This window comes from Chromobacterium sp. IIBBL 290-4, assembly GCF_024207115.1.
Lineage (GTDB): Bacteria > Pseudomonadota > Gammaproteobacteria > Burkholderiales > Chromobacteriaceae > Chromobacterium.
The window spans coordinates 2,651,394-2,669,128 of record NZ_CP100128.1 but is presented as its reverse complement, the minus strand read 5'-3'; the positions used below and the strand labels follow the sequence as shown (position 1 = coordinate 2,669,128).

General features: G+C 61.1%; 20 protein-coding genes and 1 tRNA gene. 4 read left to right on the top strand and 17 right to left on the bottom strand.

Annotated elements, in window-relative coordinates; genetic code table 11:
* Positions 1–36: 36 nt before the first annotated feature.
* The 12 genes from NKT35_RS12275 to gmk form a co-directional block, all read right to left on the bottom strand.
* Positions 37–519 (bottom strand): RES family NAD+ phosphorylase, encoded by a 483-nt coding sequence (locus NKT35_RS12275; protein ID WP_254293311.1) that lies wholly within the window; start codon positions 517–519, stop codon positions 37–39.
* On the bottom strand, positions 516–1,037 hold the full coding sequence (locus NKT35_RS12270; protein ID WP_254293309.1) for an Xre family toxin-antitoxin system antitoxin: 522 nt from the start codon (positions 1,035–1,037) through the stop codon (positions 516–518). The genes NKT35_RS12275 and NKT35_RS12270 overlap by 4 nt, the downstream gene beginning before the upstream one ends.
* 211 nt (positions 1,038–1,248) lie before the next feature.
* A tRNA-Ile gene (locus NKT35_RS12265) sits at positions 1,249–1,327 on the bottom strand.
* A 92-nt stretch (positions 1,328–1,419) separates the two neighbouring features.
* Positions 1,420–3,345, bottom strand: coding sequence for an RNA polymerase sigma factor RpoD (gene rpoD, locus NKT35_RS12260; protein ID WP_254293307.1), 1,926 nt, complete (start codon positions 3,343–3,345; stop codon positions 1,420–1,422).
* A gap of 77 nt (positions 3,346–3,422) precedes the next feature.
* Positions 3,423–5,222, bottom strand: coding sequence for a DNA primase (gene dnaG / locus NKT35_RS12255; protein ID WP_254293305.1), 1,800 nt, complete (start codon positions 5,220–5,222; stop codon positions 3,423–3,425).
* Positions 5,223–5,239: 17 nt separating this feature from the next.
* A complete protein-coding gene (locus NKT35_RS12250) occupies positions 5,240–5,686 on the bottom strand; it encodes a GatB/YqeY domain-containing protein (RefSeq protein ID WP_254293303.1) in 447 nt (148 codons plus the stop codon).
* A 114-nt stretch (positions 5,687–5,800) separates the two neighbouring features.
* Positions 5,801–6,013, bottom strand: coding sequence for a 30S ribosomal protein S21 (gene rpsU, locus NKT35_RS12245; RefSeq protein ID WP_043578765.1), 213 nt, complete (start codon positions 6,011–6,013; stop codon positions 5,801–5,803).
* Positions 6,014–6,176: 163 nt separating this feature from the next.
* Positions 6,177–6,971, bottom strand: coding sequence for a thiazole synthase (locus NKT35_RS12240; RefSeq protein ID WP_254301380.1), 795 nt, complete (start codon positions 6,969–6,971; stop codon positions 6,177–6,179).
* Between the two features lie 46 nt (positions 6,972–7,017).
* A complete protein-coding gene (gene thiS, locus NKT35_RS12235) occupies positions 7,018–7,227 on the bottom strand; it encodes a sulfur carrier protein ThiS (RefSeq protein ID WP_254293302.1) in 210 nt (69 codons plus the stop codon).
* Entirely contained in the window at positions 7,224–9,380 is a 2,157-nt protein-coding gene (locus NKT35_RS12230) for a RelA/SpoT family protein (RefSeq protein ID WP_254293300.1), read from the bottom strand. Before NKT35_RS12230 ends, thiS begins: the two co-directional genes overlap by 4 nt.
* 19 nt (positions 9,381–9,399) lie before the next feature.
* Positions 9,400–9,606 (bottom strand): DNA-directed RNA polymerase subunit omega, encoded by a 207-nt coding sequence (gene rpoZ, locus NKT35_RS12225; RefSeq protein ID WP_071113167.1) that lies wholly within the window; start codon positions 9,604–9,606, stop codon positions 9,400–9,402.
* Between the two features lie 81 nt (positions 9,607–9,687).
* On the bottom strand, positions 9,688–10,323 hold the full coding sequence (gmk, locus tag NKT35_RS12220; RefSeq protein ID WP_254293298.1) for a guanylate kinase: 636 nt from the start codon (positions 10,321–10,323) through the stop codon (positions 9,688–9,690).
* Positions 10,324–10,485: 162 nt separating this feature from the next.
* On the opposite strand from gmk, the gene NKT35_RS12215 reads away from it, so the two are divergent.
* Positions 10,486–11,784, top strand: coding sequence for an NCS2 family permease (locus tag NKT35_RS12215; protein ID WP_254293297.1), 1,299 nt, complete (start codon positions 10,486–10,488; stop codon positions 11,782–11,784).
* A 114-nt stretch (positions 11,785–11,898) separates the two neighbouring features.
* Positions 11,899–12,456, top strand: coding sequence for an adenine phosphoribosyltransferase (locus tag NKT35_RS12210; RefSeq protein ID WP_254293295.1), 558 nt, complete (start codon positions 11,899–11,901; stop codon positions 12,454–12,456).
* Positions 12,457–12,572: 116 nt separating this feature from the next.
* Here NKT35_RS12210 and NKT35_RS12205 read toward each other — a convergent pair whose 3' ends face one another.
* Genes NKT35_RS12205 through NKT35_RS12190 form a run of 4 tightly spaced genes read right to left on the bottom strand, consistent with a single transcriptional unit; the run spans position 12,573 to position 15,115 of the window.
* On the bottom strand, positions 12,573–13,328 hold the full coding sequence (locus tag NKT35_RS12205; protein ID WP_254293293.1) for a hypothetical protein: 756 nt from the start codon (positions 13,326–13,328) through the stop codon (positions 12,573–12,575).
* Positions 13,329–13,344: 16 nt separating this feature from the next.
* Positions 13,345–13,638 (bottom strand): hypothetical protein, encoded by a 294-nt coding sequence (locus NKT35_RS12200; RefSeq protein WP_254293291.1) that lies wholly within the window; start codon positions 13,636–13,638, stop codon positions 13,345–13,347.
* A 32-nt stretch (positions 13,639–13,670) separates the two neighbouring features.
* Positions 13,671–14,777, bottom strand: a complete 1,107-nt coding sequence (locus tag NKT35_RS12195) for an HAAS signaling domain-containing protein (protein ID WP_254293289.1) — start codon at positions 14,775–14,777, stop codon at positions 13,671–13,673.
* Positions 14,774–15,115 carry a PadR family transcriptional regulator gene (locus tag NKT35_RS12190; protein ID WP_254293287.1) on the bottom strand — a complete coding sequence of 114 codons (342 nt, stop codon included), beginning with the start codon at positions 15,113–15,115 and terminating at the stop codon, positions 14,774–14,776. Before NKT35_RS12190 ends, NKT35_RS12195 begins: the two co-directional genes overlap by 4 nt.
* Positions 15,116–15,386: 271 nt before the next feature.
* Between NKT35_RS12190 and NKT35_RS12185 the strand changes: the two genes are divergently transcribed.
* Positions 15,387–16,451: a patatin-like phospholipase family protein gene (locus tag NKT35_RS12185; RefSeq protein ID WP_254293285.1), complete on the top strand. Its 1,065-nt coding sequence runs from the start codon at positions 15,387–15,389 to the stop codon at positions 16,449–16,451.
* A 47-nt stretch (positions 16,452–16,498) separates the two neighbouring features.
* Positions 16,499–16,705 (top strand): hypothetical protein, encoded by a 207-nt coding sequence (locus NKT35_RS12180; protein ID WP_254293279.1) that lies wholly within the window; start codon positions 16,499–16,501, stop codon positions 16,703–16,705.
* 66 nt (positions 16,706–16,771) lie between these two features.
* On the opposite strand, the gene arcC is transcribed toward NKT35_RS12180, so the two are convergent.
* Positions 16,772–17,716 (bottom strand): carbamate kinase, encoded by a 945-nt coding sequence (gene arcC, locus NKT35_RS12175; RefSeq protein ID WP_254293277.1) that lies wholly within the window; start codon positions 17,714–17,716, stop codon positions 16,772–16,774.
* Positions 17,717–17,735: the final 19 nt, after the last annotated feature.

Genomic DNA, 17,735 nt, shown 5'->3' with positions numbered 1-17,735 from the left:
CTTTTGCGAGTATCGTTTTCGTAGCGACGGATGCTGCTAAACAGCCAGACGAGCATCGTACTGCCACTTCCGCACTTTGACGGCGCAAATAGCGGCGGCATCCGGATGCGCCGGATTGATCAGGATATTCGACTCTTCCGCCACGATGATGGATGGAACCAGCAGCAGGGCGGACCGCGACTCGCGCAGCCAGCCATCGCCATAATCCAGACTGACGCGGCCCGCCGGCAGCGCATCCCAGCCCACCAGCGCGGAATCATCTGGAGAAACCCGCTCTGCGCGAGCCCAAACCGCATCGGGAATCTCCAGCCGGACCAGGTAGCGATTCAAGGGCAAGCCGCCTGCCCCCAGATGCGCCAGGGTTTCCAGGCAGGCCAAGGCTCGGCTTTCCGCGCTGTAGAGCATGGCGCCGCCGCGGCGGTTCCAACGGCCGCCCGTGCGCTTGGCGCCCTCTCCGCTCATGTCCTCCGCTGAATAATCCGGCGTATCCGTGGCAATGCGCCACGCCAGCCGCGTCACAGATACGCTCCGCTCTGCATCGCAGCCAACACATCCGACACCAGACGGAAGCCCTCAGCCGTGCACAGGAATTCCGCCGGCCGGCGCTGACCCAAGGCAGGATTCGGCGTTTCCATCCATTGCCCCAGCCATTTGGCCGCGTCGAAATCCTCGGCCTCGCCGGATTCCGCCATCATGCTTTCCACCTGCCCGATCAACGATGCCATGCCCACCAGCCGCTCGCTCTCCTCTATGGTGAGCTCCTGATTGCGCGCCGCGCGCTTGTTGACGGTAGAGATGGGCAGCCGCAGCACTTTGAACATGGCGTCCTGCGCCACATCCATACGCTTGGCCACTTCCTTCGCCTCCGCTGCCGGCACGCCGCGCAGGATCAGATCGATGCGCTCCATAGGCGACAACCGATAGAGCCGCAGAAAATGGGTAATCGAGGGTTTTTCCAGCAAATAACTGCCTGTTTCCGGATGACTGGACTCCCTGACAGGCGGATCAGAAACCCTATGTGCTTGACGCATCGCCATGAATCGCTCCTTTGAGCCATTACAATAGATCAAATGAGCGAAAGCTGCATCCTGTATATGGGCCGTGATCGCCGTTTGGCGTGGAAACGCAACAGGCGGGAAATTGGCATGCGGAAATCATTAGAAGCACAAATAGCGCCTGATATGGCAAAGCGAAGCTGCGCGGACAGGGGATATGAAAAAGCCGCGCATCGCGCGGCTTTTTGAATTCTGGTGGGCCCCCGGGGAGTCGAACCCCGCACCAACGGATTATGAGTCCGCTGCTCTAACCAAGCATGAGCTAGAGGCCCTGAAAGAGAGGGCCATTATAGCGAGGAAAACAAAAATCCCCAAGCCCTTTATTCAAGCGGCTTGGGGACTCCAGACATTTCAAGCGTGGCGCTTACTGGCCGCCCGGCTCATTGTCCAGGAAGCTGCGCAGACGTTCGGAACGAGTCGGGTGACGCAGCTTGCGCAGCGCCTTGGCCTCGATCTGACGGATACGCTCGCGGGTCACGTCGAACTGCTTGCCCACTTCTTCCAGCGTGTGGTCGGTGTTCATGTCGATGCCGAAACGCATGCGCAGGACCTTGGCCTCGCGCGGAGTCAGCGTGTCCAGCACTTCCTTGGTGGCGTCCTTGAGGCTGGAGTACATCGCCGCGTCGGACGGAGCCAGGTTGTTCTGGTCCTCGATGAAGTCGCCGAGATGGGAATCGTCGTCGTCGCCGATCGGGGTTTCCATGGAGATGGGCTCCTTGGAAATCTTCATGATCTTGCGAATCTTCTCTTCCGGCATCTCCATCTTCTCGGCCAATTCCGCCGGATCCGGCTCGCGGCCGCTTTCCTGCAGGATTTGACGCGAGATGCGGTTCATCTTGTTGATGGTCTCGATCATGTGCACCGGAATGCGGATGGTGCGCGCCTGGTCCGCAATGGAGCGGGTAATCGCCTGGCGAATCCACCAGGTGGCGTAGGTCGAGAACTTGTAGCCGCGACGGTATTCGAACTTGTCCACCGCCTTCATCAGACCGATGTTGCCTTCCTGGATCAGATCCAGGAATTGCAGACCGCGGTTGGTGTACTTCTTGGCGATGGAGATCACGAGACGCAGGTTGGCCTCGATCATTTCCTTCTTGGCGCGGCGCGCCTTGGACTCGCCGGCCGACATCTGGCGGTTGATTTCCTTCAGCGCCTTGATCGACAGCATGGCCTTGTCCTGCAAATCGGACAGACGGGTCTGCTTTTCGATGATGGCGTGCTTGAAGCGGGTCAGCGTCTCGCTCCAGGCCTTGCCGGAATCGATCTCGTTTTCCACCCAGTCAAGGTTGGTCTCGTTGCCGGGGAACACCTTGATGAAGTGGGCGCGCTCCATGCGCACGCGGCTGACGCAGATGTCCTGGATATCGCGCTCGTAAGTGCGGATCTCATTGACGCGGCTGCGCAGCGATTCACAGAGGCTTTCCACCTGACGAGTGGCGAAGCGCACCAGCATGAATTCCGTGGTGATCGCGTCTTGCAGCTCCAGGTATTCCTTGCTTTGCGAACCCTTGGCCTGCAATACCTTGACCATCTTGTCGAACAGCATGCGCACGCCGGCGAAGTGTTCCAGCGCGCGCTGCTTCAGCTCTTCGAGGTTGACGCCGGCATCGGCCTCGCCCTCTACGCCTTCTTCGTCCTCATCCTCTTCGTCCTCTTCGTCCAACAGCTCGTCGCTGTCTTCCGGCTCGGCGAAGGGCATGTCCGCCTCTTCCGGGGCGTTGAGGTCGATGAAGCCGTCGACGACTTCGTCGACGCGGGTTTCATCGCGCGCCACGCGCTCCATCAGCTCCAGCACCTCGGCGATGGTGCCGGGGCAGGCGGAGATGGCCTGGATCATGTATTTGAGGCCGTCTTCGATCCGCTTGGCGATTTCGATTTCGCCTTCGCGGGTCAACAGCTCGACCGAGCCCATTTCGCGCATGTACATGCGCACCGGGTCGGTGGTGCGGCCGAATTCGGAATCCACCGAGGACAGGGCCGCTTCGGCTTCTTCCACGGCGTCTTCATCCGCCACCGAAGGCGTGGCGTCGGACATCAGCAAGGTTTCGGCGTCCGGCGCCTCTTCGCATACCTGAATGCCCAGACCGGCGATCATCGTGACGATGTTTTCGATCTGCTCGGCGTCCGATACGTCTTCCGGCAGGTGGTCGTTGATTTCGGCGTAGGTCAGATACCCACGCTCTTTGCCCAGGGCGATCAGCTGGCGCAAGCGTTTCCGCTGCTCTTCCAGGCTCATCACCTCCTGTTGGCTTTCCTGCACATCTTTCTGGTTTTCGGGAGAGGCCGCCATTTCGCTTCCTGCTTGAAAAAAAGCCGAAAAAAACAGTTGATTATAACACAACCACTTGAGTTTTTCCGCCGAACCCGTTAGTTCGGCGACGAGAACATTTCCCGCAACAACTGGCCCATCAGGACTTTTTCCTCGGAAGTCAGTCCTTCGTGCCGGTCCTTCAGTTTTAGCCGCTCCAGCTGCTCCGCATGCAGCATTTTCAGCAGACGGACATTGCCGTCCTGAAACAGCTGCCTATCGTCGTCGCTGGGGTCGGCGAACTCGTCCGGATCTTGCATCGCCTGCAGCAGCACGCTGTCGATCAGGCCTTCGTGCGGCGTGCCGCGCAGGCCCTCTATCAACTGCGCCGTATTCGGCGATTCGCCATGATCCAGCACCCGCTCCGCCAGCATGGCGAAGCAAGCCAGCTCATCCGACAGCGCCAGGCTGTCCGGCAGCTTGACGTCGCCCGCCCATTGCGGGTTCATCAGCAGCCATTTGATCAGCTTCTTCACCATGGTGGTGTTGACCACCCGCTGCGACTCCGCCGGCAGCTTGTAATCTCGCCGGCCGCTACCCCGGCCGCCGCGTTCCTTTTCAGGCCGCGGCTTGCCGCTGGTCAGCATGTCCAGCTCGTCCACTTCGATGCCGGCCATCTCCGCCAGACGCTTGCGTATCATGTAACCCAAGGCCGGCGCGGCGATTTGCGACAACAGCGGCTTGGCTTCGCGGATCAGCTCGGCCTGCCCTTCCGGCGTGCCGAGGTTGACGCCGCGGCACAGCTCGCGGGTGAAATACACCGACAGCGGCAGACTTTGCTGCGTCAACACTTCCTCAAACGCATCCGAGCCGAATTCGCGGACATAACTGTCCGGATCATGCTCGGTCGGCAGAAACAGGAAGTTCAGCGACTTGCCGTCCACCAGCTGCGGCAAGCTGTTTTCCAGCGCTCTCCAGGCCGCCTTCTGCCCGGCGGCGTCGCCGTCGAAACAGAAGTAGATCTGGTCGGCATGCTTGAGCAGCTTGCGCACATGCTCGCCGGTGGTGGCGGTGCCCAGCGTAGCCACCGCGTAGCCGACGCCATACTGCGCCAGGGCCACCACGTCCATATAGCCTTCGACCACCAGCACCCGGTTTTTATCCCGGATCGCCTGCCGCGCCTCGTACAGGCCGTACAGCTCGCGGCCTTTCTCGAACAGCGGCGTTTCCGGCGAGTTCAGATACTTCGGCTCGCCCTTGCCCAGCACCCGTCCGCCGAAACCGACGATGGCGCCGCGCTGATTGCGGATCGGAAACATCAGACGATCGCGGAAGCGGTCGTAACGGCGGCCGCTGTCTTCGGCCACGATCACCAACCCGGCCTCCACCAGCTTTTCATCCTGGTAGTTGGCGGTCACCGCCTCCAGGTTCTGCCAGCCGTCAGGGGCATAACCCAGACCGAAGCGGGCGGCGATCTCGCCGGACAGCCCCCGCCCCTTGCAGTAGGCGATGGCATTGGGCGCGGTTTTCAGCTCGCGGCGGTAATAATCGCTGGCCAGCTGCATCAACTGCTCCAGCGACACCTGCTTTTCACGCGCTTGGCGGCTGGCCTCCGGATTGGCGCTGCGCTCGTTCGGCACTTGCATGCCTATGCCTTCGGCCAGCATCTTCACTGCATCGATGAAGCCGATGCCTTGATACTCCATCACGAAGCCGATGGCCGAGCCATGCGCGCCGCAACCAAAGCAGTGATAAAACTGCTTGCTGGGACTTACCGTAAATGAGGGCGATTTTTCCTTGTGAAAGGGGCAGCAGGCCATATAGTTCTGGCCGCCCCTCTTCAAGGGGACGTAGCGATCCACCACGTCGACGATGTCGACGCGGGACAGCAGTTGATCGATGAAATCCTGCGGAATCAAATCCGATTACCCGCCGCTTACGCGGCCAGCTTGGCCTTGATCAGCGCGGACACTTGCGCCATATCGGCGCGGCCGGCCAGCTGCGGGCGCAGCGCGCCCATCACCTTGCCCATGTCCTGCATGCCGGCGGCGCCGGTATCCGCCACTGCCTGAGCGATCAGCGCCTCGATTTCCGCCTGGCTGAGCGGCTGCGGCATATAGCCGGACAGCACGTCCACTTCGGCCTGTTCCTTGTCCGCCAGATCCTGACGCTGAGCGGCCTGGAACTGGCTGATGGAGTCGCGGCGCTGCTTGATCATTTTATCGATCACGGCAGTGATGGCGGCATCGTCCAGCTCTACGCGCTCATCCACTTCCTTCTGCTTGATGGCAGCCATCAACAAGCGGATCGTGGCCAGGCGGACGGCTTCCTTGGCTTTCATCGCGGACTTCATGTCGTCGGAAATGCGAACTTTGAGGCTCATGTCGTGCTCACTCGGGATTCAGGCGCCGCCAGACGGCAGCGAAGAGAAAATTCGGAAGTACAAATGGCAAAACCGCAGGCATGGCCTGCGGTCCTGCTTGATGCCTGAAAACTCTTAGTAGAGTTTCGGCGGCAGCATTTGGCTGCGGATGCGCTTGTAGTGGCGCTTAACCGCGGCAGCGTGCTTGCGCTTGCGCTCGGTGGTCGGCTTTTCGTAGAACTCGCGGGCGCGCAGTTCGGTCAGCAGACCAGTCTTTTCCACAGCGCGCTTGAAGCGACGCAGAGCTACTTCGAACGGTTCGTTCTCTTTAACGCGAATATTCGGCATTACTTAAGGGTCCTTGATTTCTTTTAGGGCAAAGGACAAAACCTCTGCCTGTAAAAACAGCATTTTAGCAATGTTGTCGGGTTTGTAAAAGTCTAAAGATCGACGTCAGGCCATCTTGTGGCGTTTTGCGCCTGCGGCGCGGCCCTCTTGAGCCAGAAAAACGTCACGACTTGACGGAAGAAATCACCCCCTCACTAGGAGAACTTGGCGTTGCACTATAAAAACGCTTCGGCATCCGGCCAGCCAGATAGGCGGCGCGGCCTGCTTCCACGGCCAGTTTCATTGCGCGCGCCATCAATACCGGATGTCGCGCGCCGGCGATCGCCGTATTCATCAGCACGCCGTCGCAGCCCAATTCCATCGCGATCGCCGCGTCGGACGCGGTGCCGACGCCGGCATCCACGATCACCGGGACCTTGGACTGCTCGATAATCAATTGCAGATTCCACGGATTCAGAATCCCCATCCCCGAGCCAATCAGGCTGGCCAGCGGCATGATCGCGCAGCAGCCGATTTGCTCCAGCTCGCGCGCGATGATGGGATCGTCCGAGGTATAGACCAACACGTCGAAACCCTCAGCGACCAGCACCTCGGCGGCTTTCAGCGTTTCTTTGACGTTGGGATACAGATTATTAGGATCGCCCAGCACTTCCAGCTTCACGAAGCGGTGGTCGTCCAGCAACTCGCGCGCCAGGCGCAAGGTGCGAATCGCATCGTCGGCGGAATAGCAGCCCGCCGTATTGGGTAGCAGGTTATACCGGTTTTGCGGCAAAAAGTCCAGCAAATTCGGCTCGTTAGGATTCTGCCCCAGATTCACCCGACGGATCGCCGCCGTGATGATTTCGCAGCCCGCCGCATCCAATGCCTCGGCCGTCTGCTCGAAACTGCTGTATTTGCCGGTCCCCACCAGCAAACGGGAGCGGAATGTTCTGCCCGCTATCACCAGTTGATCGTTCACCTGCTCATTCCCCTTCCATCCGTTAAGGCGACGGACCGCAAACGGCTCAACCGCCGCCGACCGCCACCACGATTTCCAGCACGTCGCCGTCGCCAAGCTTCGCTTCGGCATGCCGGCTGCGTGGCACGATTTCGCCGTTGCGCTCGATCGCGATGCGCTTGCCCGTCAGCCCCAGCTCCGCCACCAGCTCGGAGAACGTGTTTACGCCAGCGAAGCTGCGCGCCTCGCCGTTGATTGTCAGATTCATTTGGCTCATCTTCTCTCCACGCGCTGCACCACCGCCAGCTGGCGAACGGCGCCCAGTACGCGTTCCAGATGTTCGACGCCTTCCACCTGCAGGCGGAAGTGGATATTGAACAGGCCATCGCCGTCGCGGCTACTGTCCTGAGTGTCGGCGCTCTCGATATTGGCGGACGCCTGCGATATCGCAGTGGCGATGTCGGCCAGCGCGCCGCGCTCGTTGCGCGACAACACGCCCACCGTCACGCCGAACATGCGGTCGCGCTGCGCCTCCCAGTTCACCTCAAGCAACTTGTCGTGATCGGCGCGGCGCGCGTTCGGACAGTTGACGCGGTGGATCACCAGCCCCTGGCCCTTGGTGATCACGCCCAGGATGTCGTCGCCCGGCAGCGGGTGGCAACAGCTGGACAGCTGCACCATGCCGGCCTCGTTGCCGCGTATGGTGATCGGGCCGACGCGCACGCCCTCGCCCAGCCGCTCGCCAGCCAGCTCCAGCATGCGGCGCGCCACCACGATGGGCAGCAGCTTGCCGGTACCGATCTCGGCCAGCACGTCGTCGAAACCGCTCAATTTTTCGCCGAAGGCGGATAGATACTCGGCCCGCAGCTCGTCGCTGACCGCCAGCGGCGTGGACGCCAGCGCGCCGACCGCCTGGCGCAGCAGCTTCTCGCCCAGCGTGACCGCCTCTTCGCGCTGCAGGCTCTTCAGATAATTGCGGATGCCGGAGCGCGCCCGGCCGCTCTGCACAAAGGCCAGCCAGGATGGGTTGGGCTTGGCCTGGGTGGAGGTGATGATCTCCACCGTATCGCCATTGCGCAGCACCGAGCGCAGCGGCACCAGCGCGTGATTGACGCGCGCGGCGATGCAACGGTGGCCGACGTCGGTATGCACCGCATAGGCGAAGTCCACCGGCGTGGAACCCTGCTGCAGCACCATGATCTTGCCCTTGGGCGTGAACACGTAGACCTCGTCCGGGAACAGGTCGATCTTGATGTGCTCGAGGAACTCGACCGCGTCGTCGCTCTCTTCCTGCATGTCCAGCAGCTTTTGCAGCCATTGATGGGTGCGCTGCTGCGCGGTGTTGACGCCATCGCCGCTCTTGTACATCCAGTGCGAAGCCACGCCGGCCTCGGCCACGCTGTGCATTTCGCGGGTACGGATCTGCATCTCCACCGGCGTACCGTAAGGGCCGAACAGCGTGGTATGCAGGCTCTGGTAGCCATTGCCCTTGGGAATGGCGATGTAATCCTTGAATTTGCCGGGAATCGGCTTGTATAGGCTGTGCAGCGCGCCCAGCGCCAGATAGCAGCTGGGAATGTCGTTGACGACCACGCGGAAGCCGTAGATGTCCAGCACCTCGGAGAAGGACAGGTGCTTCTCCTGCATTTTCTTGTAGATGCTGTATAAATTCTTTTCGCGGCCCTTGATCGTGGCCTCGATATTGCTCTGCACTAGCCGCTGGCTGACAGCCTGCAGAATCTTGTTCACCACTTCGCGGCGATTGCCGCGCGCGGCGCGAACTGCCTTGGACAGCACGCTGTAGCGGTGCGGATGCAGATGTTTGAACGCCAGGTCCTGCAACTCGCGATAGACCTTGTTCAGGCCGATGCGGTTGGCGATGGGGGCGTAGATTTCCAGCGTTTCCAGCGCGATGCGGCGGCGCTTGTCCTCGCGCATCGAATCCAGCGTGCGCATATTGTGCAGCCGGTCCGCCAGCTTGACGATGATGACGCGGATGTCGCGCGCCATCGCCAGCACCATTTTGCGGAAGCTTTCCGCCTGGGCGTCTTCCTTGGTCTGGTATTCCAGCCTTTCCAGCTTGGACAGGCCGTCCACCAGATCGGCGACGATCTTGCCGAACTTCTCGATCAGCGTCGGCTTGGTGACGCCGGTGTCTTCCAGCACGTCGTGCAGCAAGGCCGCAGCCAGCCCCTGCACGTCCAGCCGCCAGTCGGTGAGCATGGTCGCCACCGCCAACGGATGGGTGATATAGGGCTCGCCGCTCTTGCGGGTTTGCCCTTCATGCGCGTCGCGGCTGACCTGAAAGGCCAGCCTGAGCAGATCGACGTCTTCCGGCTTGAGATAACGCCCGGCGCTTTCCAAGAAAGCCGCCGCTTCGGATTCGATTACGGCGTTGTAGTCTATGCCCGTCTCAATGCCGGTGGCCATCGTCTGCTCCGTAACGCTATCAGGCCTTGCCGCGGTTGAGGATTTCCTTGCCCACGTGGCCGGCGGCGATTTCGCGCAGGGCGACCACGGTCGGCTTGTGGCGGCCCGGCTCAACGAAAGAGGTGGCGCCGGAAGCCACTTGGCGCGCGCGGTAGGCGGCGGCCAGAGTCAGGTCAAAACGGTTCTGGATGCGGTCCAGGCAGTCGTCAACGGTAATGCGGGCCATGGTTTCTCTCGGTTAAATAATGTTTACAGGGTTCACTATATCGAACTTCGCCTTGGCAAGTCAGCTCAGGCGGAACTATTTTTACTTCGCGCCGGCGGTGCCCATGCGGCGGAACATGTCGGCCAGGCGGCGGCACTGCGGGGCGCTGCGCAAGCGGCGGGCGCGGACGATGCTGATCAAATCCTGGCGCGCGCGCTCGAAGTCGTCGTTGACCACGATGTAGTCGTACTCGGCGATCTTGTCGATCTCCGCGCGGGCGGAGGCGAGGCGGCGCAGGATCACCTCTTCGGTATCGGTGTCGCGGCCGCGCAGACGGCGCTCCAGCTCTTCGATGGACGGCGGCGCGATGAAGATGCCGATGGCGTCCGGAAACACCTTGCGCACCTGTTCGGCGCCTTGCCAGTCGATTTCCAGCAGGATGTCCTGGCCGGCGTCGAGGCGGCTGCGGATCCACGGCGCGCTGGTGCCGTAGCAATTGCCGTACACCTCGGCCCACTCGAGGAAGTCGCCGCGCGCCTTCATGTCGTCGAAGATTTCGCGGCTGACAAAGTGGTAATGCTTGCCGTCGATCTCGCCCTTGCGTGCGGCGCGGGTGCTATAGGAGATCGACAGTTCCACGCTGGGCTCCGCCTGCAGCAAGGCCGCCACCAGCGAAGTCTTGCCGGCGCCGGAGGGCGCCACCACGATGTAAATATTGCCGATGGACTGGCTGCTCATGATTGCAATCTTTGCCGAAGATTAATTTTTCAGGATATCACAGCGGCCTTGCAGTTGTTAAGCGCAGACATATTTTCACATCAAGATTTAGGCATTTTGCACGCCGCTGGCCGATAATGCCGCGTTTTTCATACCTTGCGAATCCGCCTGGAGCCACTCGTCATGCAACTGCTGGAAAGCTTGTTCAAGCTCAAGGAACACGGCACCACGGTGAAAACCGAAGTCATCGCCGGTTTCACCACCTTCCTGACCATGGCCTATATCGTGCTGGTCAACCCGCTGATCCTGTCGAGCACTGGCATGGACCTGAACGCTGTCTTCGTCGCCACCTGCCTGGCGGCCGCGCTCGGCACCGCCATCATGGGCCTGGTGGCCAATTATCCGATCGCGCTGGCGCCGGGCATGGGGCTGAACGCCTACTTCACCTTCAGCGTGGTCAAGGGCATGGGCCTGTCGTGGGAAACCGCCCTCGGCGCGGTCTTCATCTCCGGCCTGGTCTTTCTGGCGGTGAGTCTGTTCAAGGTGCGGGAAGCCATCGTCAACGCCATTCCGCAGTCGCTGAAATTCGCCATCTCCGCCGGCGTCGGCATGTTCCTCGCCATCATCGCGCTGAAGAACGCCGGCGTGATCGCCGCCCACCCGGCCACTTACCTGACCTTGGGCGACATCCATAATCCCACCACGCTGCTGGCCATCCTGGGCTTCTTCCTGATCGTGGCGCTGGAATACCGCAAGGTGCCGGGCTCCATCATCATCGGCATTCTGGTGGTGACCGTGCTGTCCATCGCGATGGGCCTGTCGCCGTTCAAGGGCATCGTCGCCCCGGTGCCCAGCATGGCGCCCACTTTCATGGCCATGGACATCAAGGGCGCGCTCAACGCCGGCCTGATCGGCGTGATCTTCGTATTCTTCTTCGTCGATCTGTTCGACACCACCGGCACACTGGTGGGCGTGTCGCACCGCGCCGGCCTGCTGGACAAGGACGGCAAGCTGCCGCGCCTGAAGCGCGCGCTGATGGCCGACTCCATCGCCATCACCGCCGGCGCCGTGATGGGCACCTCGTCCACCACCGCCTACATCGAATCCGCCGCCGGCACCGCCGTGGGCGGCCGCACCGGCCTGACCGCCGTGGTGGTGGCGCTGCTGTTCCTGGCCGCACTGTGGCTGTCGCCGCTGGCCGCCACCGTGCCGGCCTACGCCACCGCGCCGGCCTTGTGCTACGTGGCGGTGCTGATGGCGCGCGGCCTGGCGGAAATCGAGTGGAACGATCTGACCGAATCCGCCCCTGCGGTGATGACCGCGCTTGCGATGCCGTTCACCTTCTCCATCGCCGACGGCATCGCCTTCGGCTTCATCAGCTACGCCGTGATCAAGATCCTGGCCGGCCGCTTCGCCGATCTGAAGCCGGCGGTGTTGGTGATCGCCGCCTTGTGGGTGTTCAAGCTGGCGTTCTTCCACTAAAACCGGAATAATCGTTTCGCCTCAAGGCTCGCCGCTATTCGCGGCGAGCCTTATTTGCTGCCGGGTGAAGCGCTTCAGTCGCGCAGTCTCTTGATTTCGAAGTACAATACAGCCATGGAAAACCTCAGCAATCTCGACTACTCCAGCTATCTGAAAGGCTGGATCCGCACCGTGCCGAACTGGCCGAACCAGGGCGTGATGTTCCGCGACATCACCCCGCTGCTGCAAAACCCGAAAACCTTCCGCATGCTGATCGACATCTACGTCCATCGCTACATGACCGAGAAGGTGGATCTGGTGGCGGGCCTGGACGCGCGCGGTTTCATCATCGGCTCGGTGCTCGCCTACGAGCTGAACGTGGGCTTCGTGCCGATCCGCAAGAAGGGCAAGCTGCCCTTCACCACGGTGGAAGAGGAATACGAGCTGGAATACGGCAACGCCACGGTGGAAATGCATACCGACGCCTGCAAGCCGGGCGACCGCGTGATCCTGATCGACGATCTGGTGGCCACCGGCGGCACCATGATGGCCGGCTACAAGCTGCTCAAGCGCATGGGCGCCGATGTGCTGGAAGCGGCCGCCATCATCGAGCTGCCGGAACTGGGCGGCGGCAAACTGGTGCGCGACGGCGGCCTGGATCTGTTCACCGTCTGCAGCTACAAGGGCCACTAAGCCCCTGGGTCCATCCGGATCGAATCACGGCGCCGCAAGGCGCCTTTTTTATGCTGACGAAGATAAAAAAAGCCCGGCGCAGGGCCGGGCAAACCAGACACGGAGTTAAACCAAAATCAATCCTGATCCAAAGACACCTTCACGGCTTGCCCTCTGACAGTCAGCTTCAACGGCGCGCCGGGCGTGGAAGTCCAATCGCTGCTGACCTTGCTGGCCTCGCCGCTCACCTGATACTCCAGCTTCGCCTGCTTGCTGGCGCTGAAATCCAGTTTCACCATTTGCCCCTTGACCGAAACATTGGCGTCCGGCTGCGCGCCCAAAAGCTTGATATCGGTTTTCAAGGCCTGGCCATCGACATCCAGCGCCTTAGCCTTGCCCTCAAAGTCCAGCGTGACCGCTTGTCCTTTCAAACGGAGCTCGCTCACCGAGCCGTTGACATCGCCCTTGACCGCCTCGCCCGTCAATTTCACGCCCTGGAAATTTCCCTTCAACAAGGCATCCAAGGCCTTGGCCTTGATCTGCACCTGATCGAATTGCCCCTTCAAACTCGCATCCAAGACGGCCATATCGGTCTCAACCTGCTTGCCCGGCTTGACGTTGCCGCGGATGGCCAGACGGCACTTGCTGTCCAGCCTCTTGCCCAGATCAACCTGGAAAATCAGCTGCCTGCCCAAGCGCGTCGTCGTCACCTTGCAGTCGGCGTCCGACCAGTTGGTCTTCTCCAGATCCAACTTGTAAGGGGCGGCCTCGGTCGTCAGCCGCAGCTTCAGCACATCGCCCTTGAACACCAGCTTGTCAATGCTGTCCACATCCTCCGCCTGCGCCAGCGCGGCGCAAGCCAATAGCGACACTCCCAAAATCCAGCGTTTCATCGCATGTCTCCAGATGTCAGTGCAGATATACCCAATAGCTCGCCGCATTCACCGCTGCGGCGGCCAACAACGCCAGACCATGCGCCATCAATTGTCCTTTGGAGCGGCGCAGTATGCGTCTGCGAGTGAAGGCCGCCGCCGCGAGCTGGCGGGTCTCGGTCAGCAGCGACAGCAAACGGTTTTCGCTGGCCCGGTCCGACACCGCCTCGCGGATGTAGCCGCGATAATCGTTGAGAATCTTGCGCAACTCGGCATCCGGCAATTCCACCAACGTCAGTTGCAGATGTTGCATGCAGGCATCGTTCTTCATGATTCACACTCCCATCGCACTTGAATTTCGGATCAGGCCGCCGCACTGTCGCGAGTCTTGCCGGACACCAGTTCGATCTGATACTTCACGTAAGCCACCAGGGCGCGCCAGGTCAGGCGGGTCAACCACACGCTGAACAACAAGCCCAAAGCGCCGGCAGCCAACAGTCCCAAGCCCACCACCAGGGCGCTCATGCCGATCGACAAGCCCGGCAAGGCCTCGATCTGGATATGGTCCATGCCATCCTTGAGCGCGATCTTGTGGTCGGTGATTTCCAGAGCGCTGTCGCCATCCTTCACCGCAAAGCTGTTCTTGCCAGCGCTGGCTTCCAGCTTGACTTCGGCGGTGCTGGAAGAAGCGTTCATCCTGACCAACCGGCGCTCGCCGTCCACCTTCGCGGTAAACACATCGCCGCTGCTCTCTTTCAGAGTCAAAGCCTGGATCGCTCCGCCATTGATGCGGACTTCCCCGTCGGCGATCTGGGCCAGCTGGCGCGTCGTCGGCTGGCTGGCGTCGACGGTCAACTTGTCGTGTTTTTTGCTGATCAGCAGCGTGTCACCCTGCACGGTCTGCAGTTCTATGCGGTCTCCTTCGTCCGGTTCCAGCTTCAGCAGGCCGTCGTCAATCCGGACCTGGCCGGCATGGTCCTCCATATCACTGCGCCAGGCCATTTGCGCGCCATGATCGCCATGGCTGCCGATATACCAGCCGGAGCCGTCATCGCTGAGTTGCGGCCAGCCGAACAAGCCATGGCTGCCCCAGGCCAGCACCACCACCAAGCCGGAGAACAAAAAGCTGACCGACACGATGTAGCCTACCGACAGAAAAATCAGGTAAATCATGAACGGCAACGCCAGGATGAAGTTCAGCACGCCCAAGCCGGCGATGGACGCGATCACCCGCGACAGATTGCTGAAGGAGCGGTGCTCCTGCCATTGCTTGTAATGCGTCTGCGCCCTCAGTTCGCGCGCCAGCTTTTGCGGGCTGCCCAAAGCCGCCACCACCTCAGCCTCGTCGCGGCCATCGGCCAGCGCGTCATTGAAATACTCTTCGTAATCGGCCAGGATTTCGCGCACCGTTTCCGGCCTCAGGCCGGACAGGCCTTGCTCCAATTGGCTCAAGAATGCTTTCCGTGTCATTGCTGCGCTCCCTCAGTCTGTGCCGCCGCATCGCCGCGCAGCACGTTTTCCACTTCGGCCACAAACTCCTGCCACTCCCGCCGCATCGTCTCCAGCTCTCGCCGCCCTGCTTCCGTCAACTTGTAATACTTGCGCGAAGGGCCGGATGACGATTCCACCAGATAGGTGCTGACCCAGGATTCGTTCTGCAGCCTGCGCATCAGCGGATAGATCGTGCCTTCGCTGATATCCATGCCCTTGGAAAGCTTGCTGACCAGCTCGTAAGCGTAGCTGTCGGCCTGCGCCAGCACCGCCAGGACGCACATGTCGAGCGTGCCCTTTTTCAATTGTGTCTTCATCGCTGTCTTCCTCACCGTCTTGGCAATACACGATACCTTGCATTACAAGGAACACCGTTGGACTGCTGCATCCGGATGTCTGAGTTAACTGTATGACAAGATACCTTGTATCGCAAGGTATCTTTCATTGCTCAATGACAAAGCCATGCCGCTGATGTTTTTCGGCAACACCGGCATCCATCTCTGTTGCATTGCAAAATAGCCAGCGCCATCCATACTTTATCCATGTGTCTGTCGTTCCTTCTGGCATTTCCGTATGGAGAACCCATCGATGGCAGCTACTGGAAAACCCACGATCGCGCTGGTGCTGGGAGGCGGCGCGCCCAATGCCACCTTGATGGCCGGCGCGCTGGTCGCATTGCTGGAAGCAGGCGTCGAGTTCGACATCGTCTCGGCCTCCGGCGCCGGCGCCATTGTCGGCCTGCTCTACGCCGCGCCCCGGCAAGCCGACGCGCTGACCGCGCTGGCCGGCCTCGCCGGCATAGGCGTTTCCGATGCGATCTACGAGCAGTTCCCGGTCAATTTCAAGGTATTCAACAAGCCAGGCGTGCTAGCCGACGCTTGGCGAGCCATGCAAGCGCGCAATCCGCTGCTGCAAGCCATACAACAGCAAGCCGGCCAGGGACCGACGCAGCGGCTGCTGGCGGACTGGACCTCGCTAGTGATGGCCACGCTATGTCCCAGCAGCCTGTCGGCGCAAAGCCAAGGCCTGTGCGCGCACGTGCCTTTCATCGAAGAAGTGGTCGATTTTTCCAAGCTGCGGGACTTCCAGCCCGAGTTCTATCTGAACGCCTACAACATCAGCCGCGGCAAGATGCAGTGCTGGACCAAGCGGGAAGTCACGCATGAGCATTTCCTGGCCGCGCTGTCCTTCCCCTTCATCTATCCGCCTTATCCATTGGGGGACGACTACTTCATCGAGGGCGCGGCGATAGACACCTTGAACTTCGAAGACCTGTTCCAGCGCCATCCGCATATCGACTACACCCTGGTGTTCGACGTGCTGGGCAGCTCGCGGCTGCTGCATCCGCCGCGCGATCTCTACGACGCCTGGGTGCAATCCATCATCACGCCGCTGACCGCCATCGCGCGGGATGATCTCAAGTTGTTCGAGGCGCTGCACAATCGCGACGCCCACGGCCGCCAGCGCACCGAAGTCCTGAAGATAAGCTTCGACGCCCATATCAGCCAGGAAGGGCACCAAGAAGAAATGGACTGGTCCTTTTCCAATCTGTCCCGGCTTTATCAAGCCGGCTACCAGGCGGGGCAAGACGCCTGCCGGCGTTATGGCCGGCAACTGGGACTGGAAACGGACGAGCTGCAAAAAACCGCCTGATCGCCGCCTTGGCGGCGCGAAATTGAAACCCACCCTAGGAGACGGCCATGGCTCAACCCACCGCGGTCAATAATCAGATCACCGATGCCGCCGCGCCGGCGGATGCGCAAGATCAAGCAGCCCACCCCTTGTTCAGCCACGCTGCGGACGCGATTTCAGACTGGGAACTGATCCCTCTGGACGGCCTGCCTGCGGCTAAAGCGCATACGGCTGAGGAGATGGAGGCGCTGATCCGCCAGCTGAAATCGCAGTAAAACCATTCCCTCATGAAAAAAAGGGCTGCCAATCGGCAGCCCTCGCTCTTTACAGCATTGCGACCATCAATACCAGCTGATGCCCGGTTGTTCGGTAGAGACCACCGTGCCGGCCTCGCCCTTGACGATGCGTTCTATGTCTTCCAGCGCGCCGATGACGGCCTTCTTGCCGGTCAGGCGGGCGAACTCGCAAGCGGCTTCCACTTTCGGCCCCATCGAGCCGGCGGCGAAGCCCAGCTTGTCCATTTCGTCCGGATGCGCCTGGCGGATGGCCTTGGCTTCCGGCGTGCCCCAGCCGACAAATACGCTCTTCACGTCGGTGGCGATGACGAAGTAGTCGGCGTCGATCTCGCGCGCCAGTAAGGCGGAAGCCAAGTCTTTGTCGATCACCGCTTCCACGCCGACCAGCTTGTCGCCTTCATACATGGTGGGGATGCCGCCGCCGCCGGCCGCGATCACCACCACGCCCTTTTCTATCATCCACTTGATCGGACGCATTTCGAAGATGCGCTTCGGTTTCGGGCTAGGCACAACGCGGCGGTAGTACTCGCCGTCGGCCTTCACCGTCCAGCCCTTTTCCGCCGCCATCTTCTCGGCTTCATCCTTGGAGTAAACCGGGCCGACGAACTTGGTGGGGTTCTTGAAGGCCGGGTCGTTGGCGTCCACTTCGGTCTGGGTCAGGATGGTGGCGATGGGCACCTCGAACGGCAGCACATTGCCCAGTTCCTGCTCCACCATGTACCCGATCATGCCTTCGGTCTGCGCGCCCAGCACGTCCAGCGGATACGGCGTCACCTTGTCGTCCACATGGCGGGCGTAGGCATCGTTCTGCAGACCAAGCAGGCCCACTTGCGGACCATTGCCGTGGCACATCACCAGATTGTGGCCCAACCGGGTCACGGCGGCCAGTTGCTCGGCGGCCACTTTCACATTGGCGCGCTGGTTATCGGCGGTCATGGCTTCGCCACGACGTTGCAGGGCATTGCCGCCCAAAGCTACGACGACTCGCATAAATCTTCCTTCCCAATTC

Excerpts from the sequence above, each read along its gene's own strand:
- NKT35_RS12210 (WP_254293295.1), top strand. The coding sequence starts at position 11,899 with ATGGAAAACCTCAGCAATCTCGACTACTCCAGCTATCTGAAAGGCTGG.
- NKT35_RS12200 (WP_254293291.1), bottom strand. The coding sequence starts at position 13,638 with ATGAAGAACGATGCCTGCATGCAACATCTGCAACTGACGTTGGTGGAA.
- NKT35_RS12230 (WP_254293300.1), bottom strand. The coding sequence starts at position 9,380 with ATGGCCACCGGCATTGAGACGGGCATAGACTACAACGCCGTAATCGAA.
- NKT35_RS12190 (WP_254293287.1), bottom strand. The coding sequence starts at position 15,115 with ATGAAGACACAATTGAAAAAGGGCACGCTCGACATGTGCGTCCTGGCG.
- arcC (WP_254293277.1), bottom strand. The coding sequence starts at position 17,716 with ATGCGAGTCGTCGTAGCTTTGGGCGGCAATGCCCTGCAACGTCGTGGC.
- rpoZ (WP_071113167.1), bottom strand. The coding sequence starts at position 9,606 with ATGGCCCGCATTACCGTTGACGACTGCCTGGACCGCATCCAGAACCGT.
- NKT35_RS12195 (WP_254293289.1), bottom strand. The coding sequence starts at position 14,777 with ATGACACGGAAAGCATTCTTGAGCCAATTGGAGCAAGGCCTGTCCGGC.
- rpoD (WP_254293307.1), bottom strand. The coding sequence starts at position 3,345 with ATGGCGGCCTCTCCCGAAAACCAGAAAGATGTGCAGGAAAGCCAACAG.
- NKT35_RS12180 (WP_254293279.1), top strand. The coding sequence starts at position 16,499 with ATGGCTCAACCCACCGCGGTCAATAATCAGATCACCGATGCCGCCGCG.
- rpsU (WP_043578765.1), bottom strand. The coding sequence starts at position 6,013 with ATGCCGAATATTCGCGTTAAAGAGAACGAACCGTTCGAAGTAGCTCTG.
- NKT35_RS12215 (WP_254293297.1), top strand. The coding sequence starts at position 10,486 with ATGCAACTGCTGGAAAGCTTGTTCAAGCTCAAGGAACACGGCACCACG.
- thiS (WP_254293302.1), bottom strand. The coding sequence starts at position 7,227 with ATGAGCCAAATGAATCTGACAATCAACGGCGAGGCGCGCAGCTTCGCT.
- NKT35_RS12270 (WP_254293309.1), bottom strand. The coding sequence starts at position 1,037 with ATGGCGATGCGTCAAGCACATAGGGTTTCTGATCCGCCTGTCAGGGAG.
- NKT35_RS12185 (WP_254293285.1), top strand. The coding sequence starts at position 15,387 with ATGGCAGCTACTGGAAAACCCACGATCGCGCTGGTGCTGGGAGGCGGC.
- NKT35_RS12250 (WP_254293303.1), bottom strand. The coding sequence starts at position 5,686 with ATGAGCCTCAAAGTTCGCATTTCCGACGACATGAAGTCCGCGATGAAA.
- gmk (WP_254293298.1), bottom strand. The coding sequence starts at position 10,323 with ATGAGCAGCCAGTCCATCGGCAATATTTACATCGTGGTGGCGCCCTCC.
- NKT35_RS12205 (WP_254293293.1), bottom strand. The coding sequence starts at position 13,328 with ATGAAACGCTGGATTTTGGGAGTGTCGCTATTGGCTTGCGCCGCGCTG.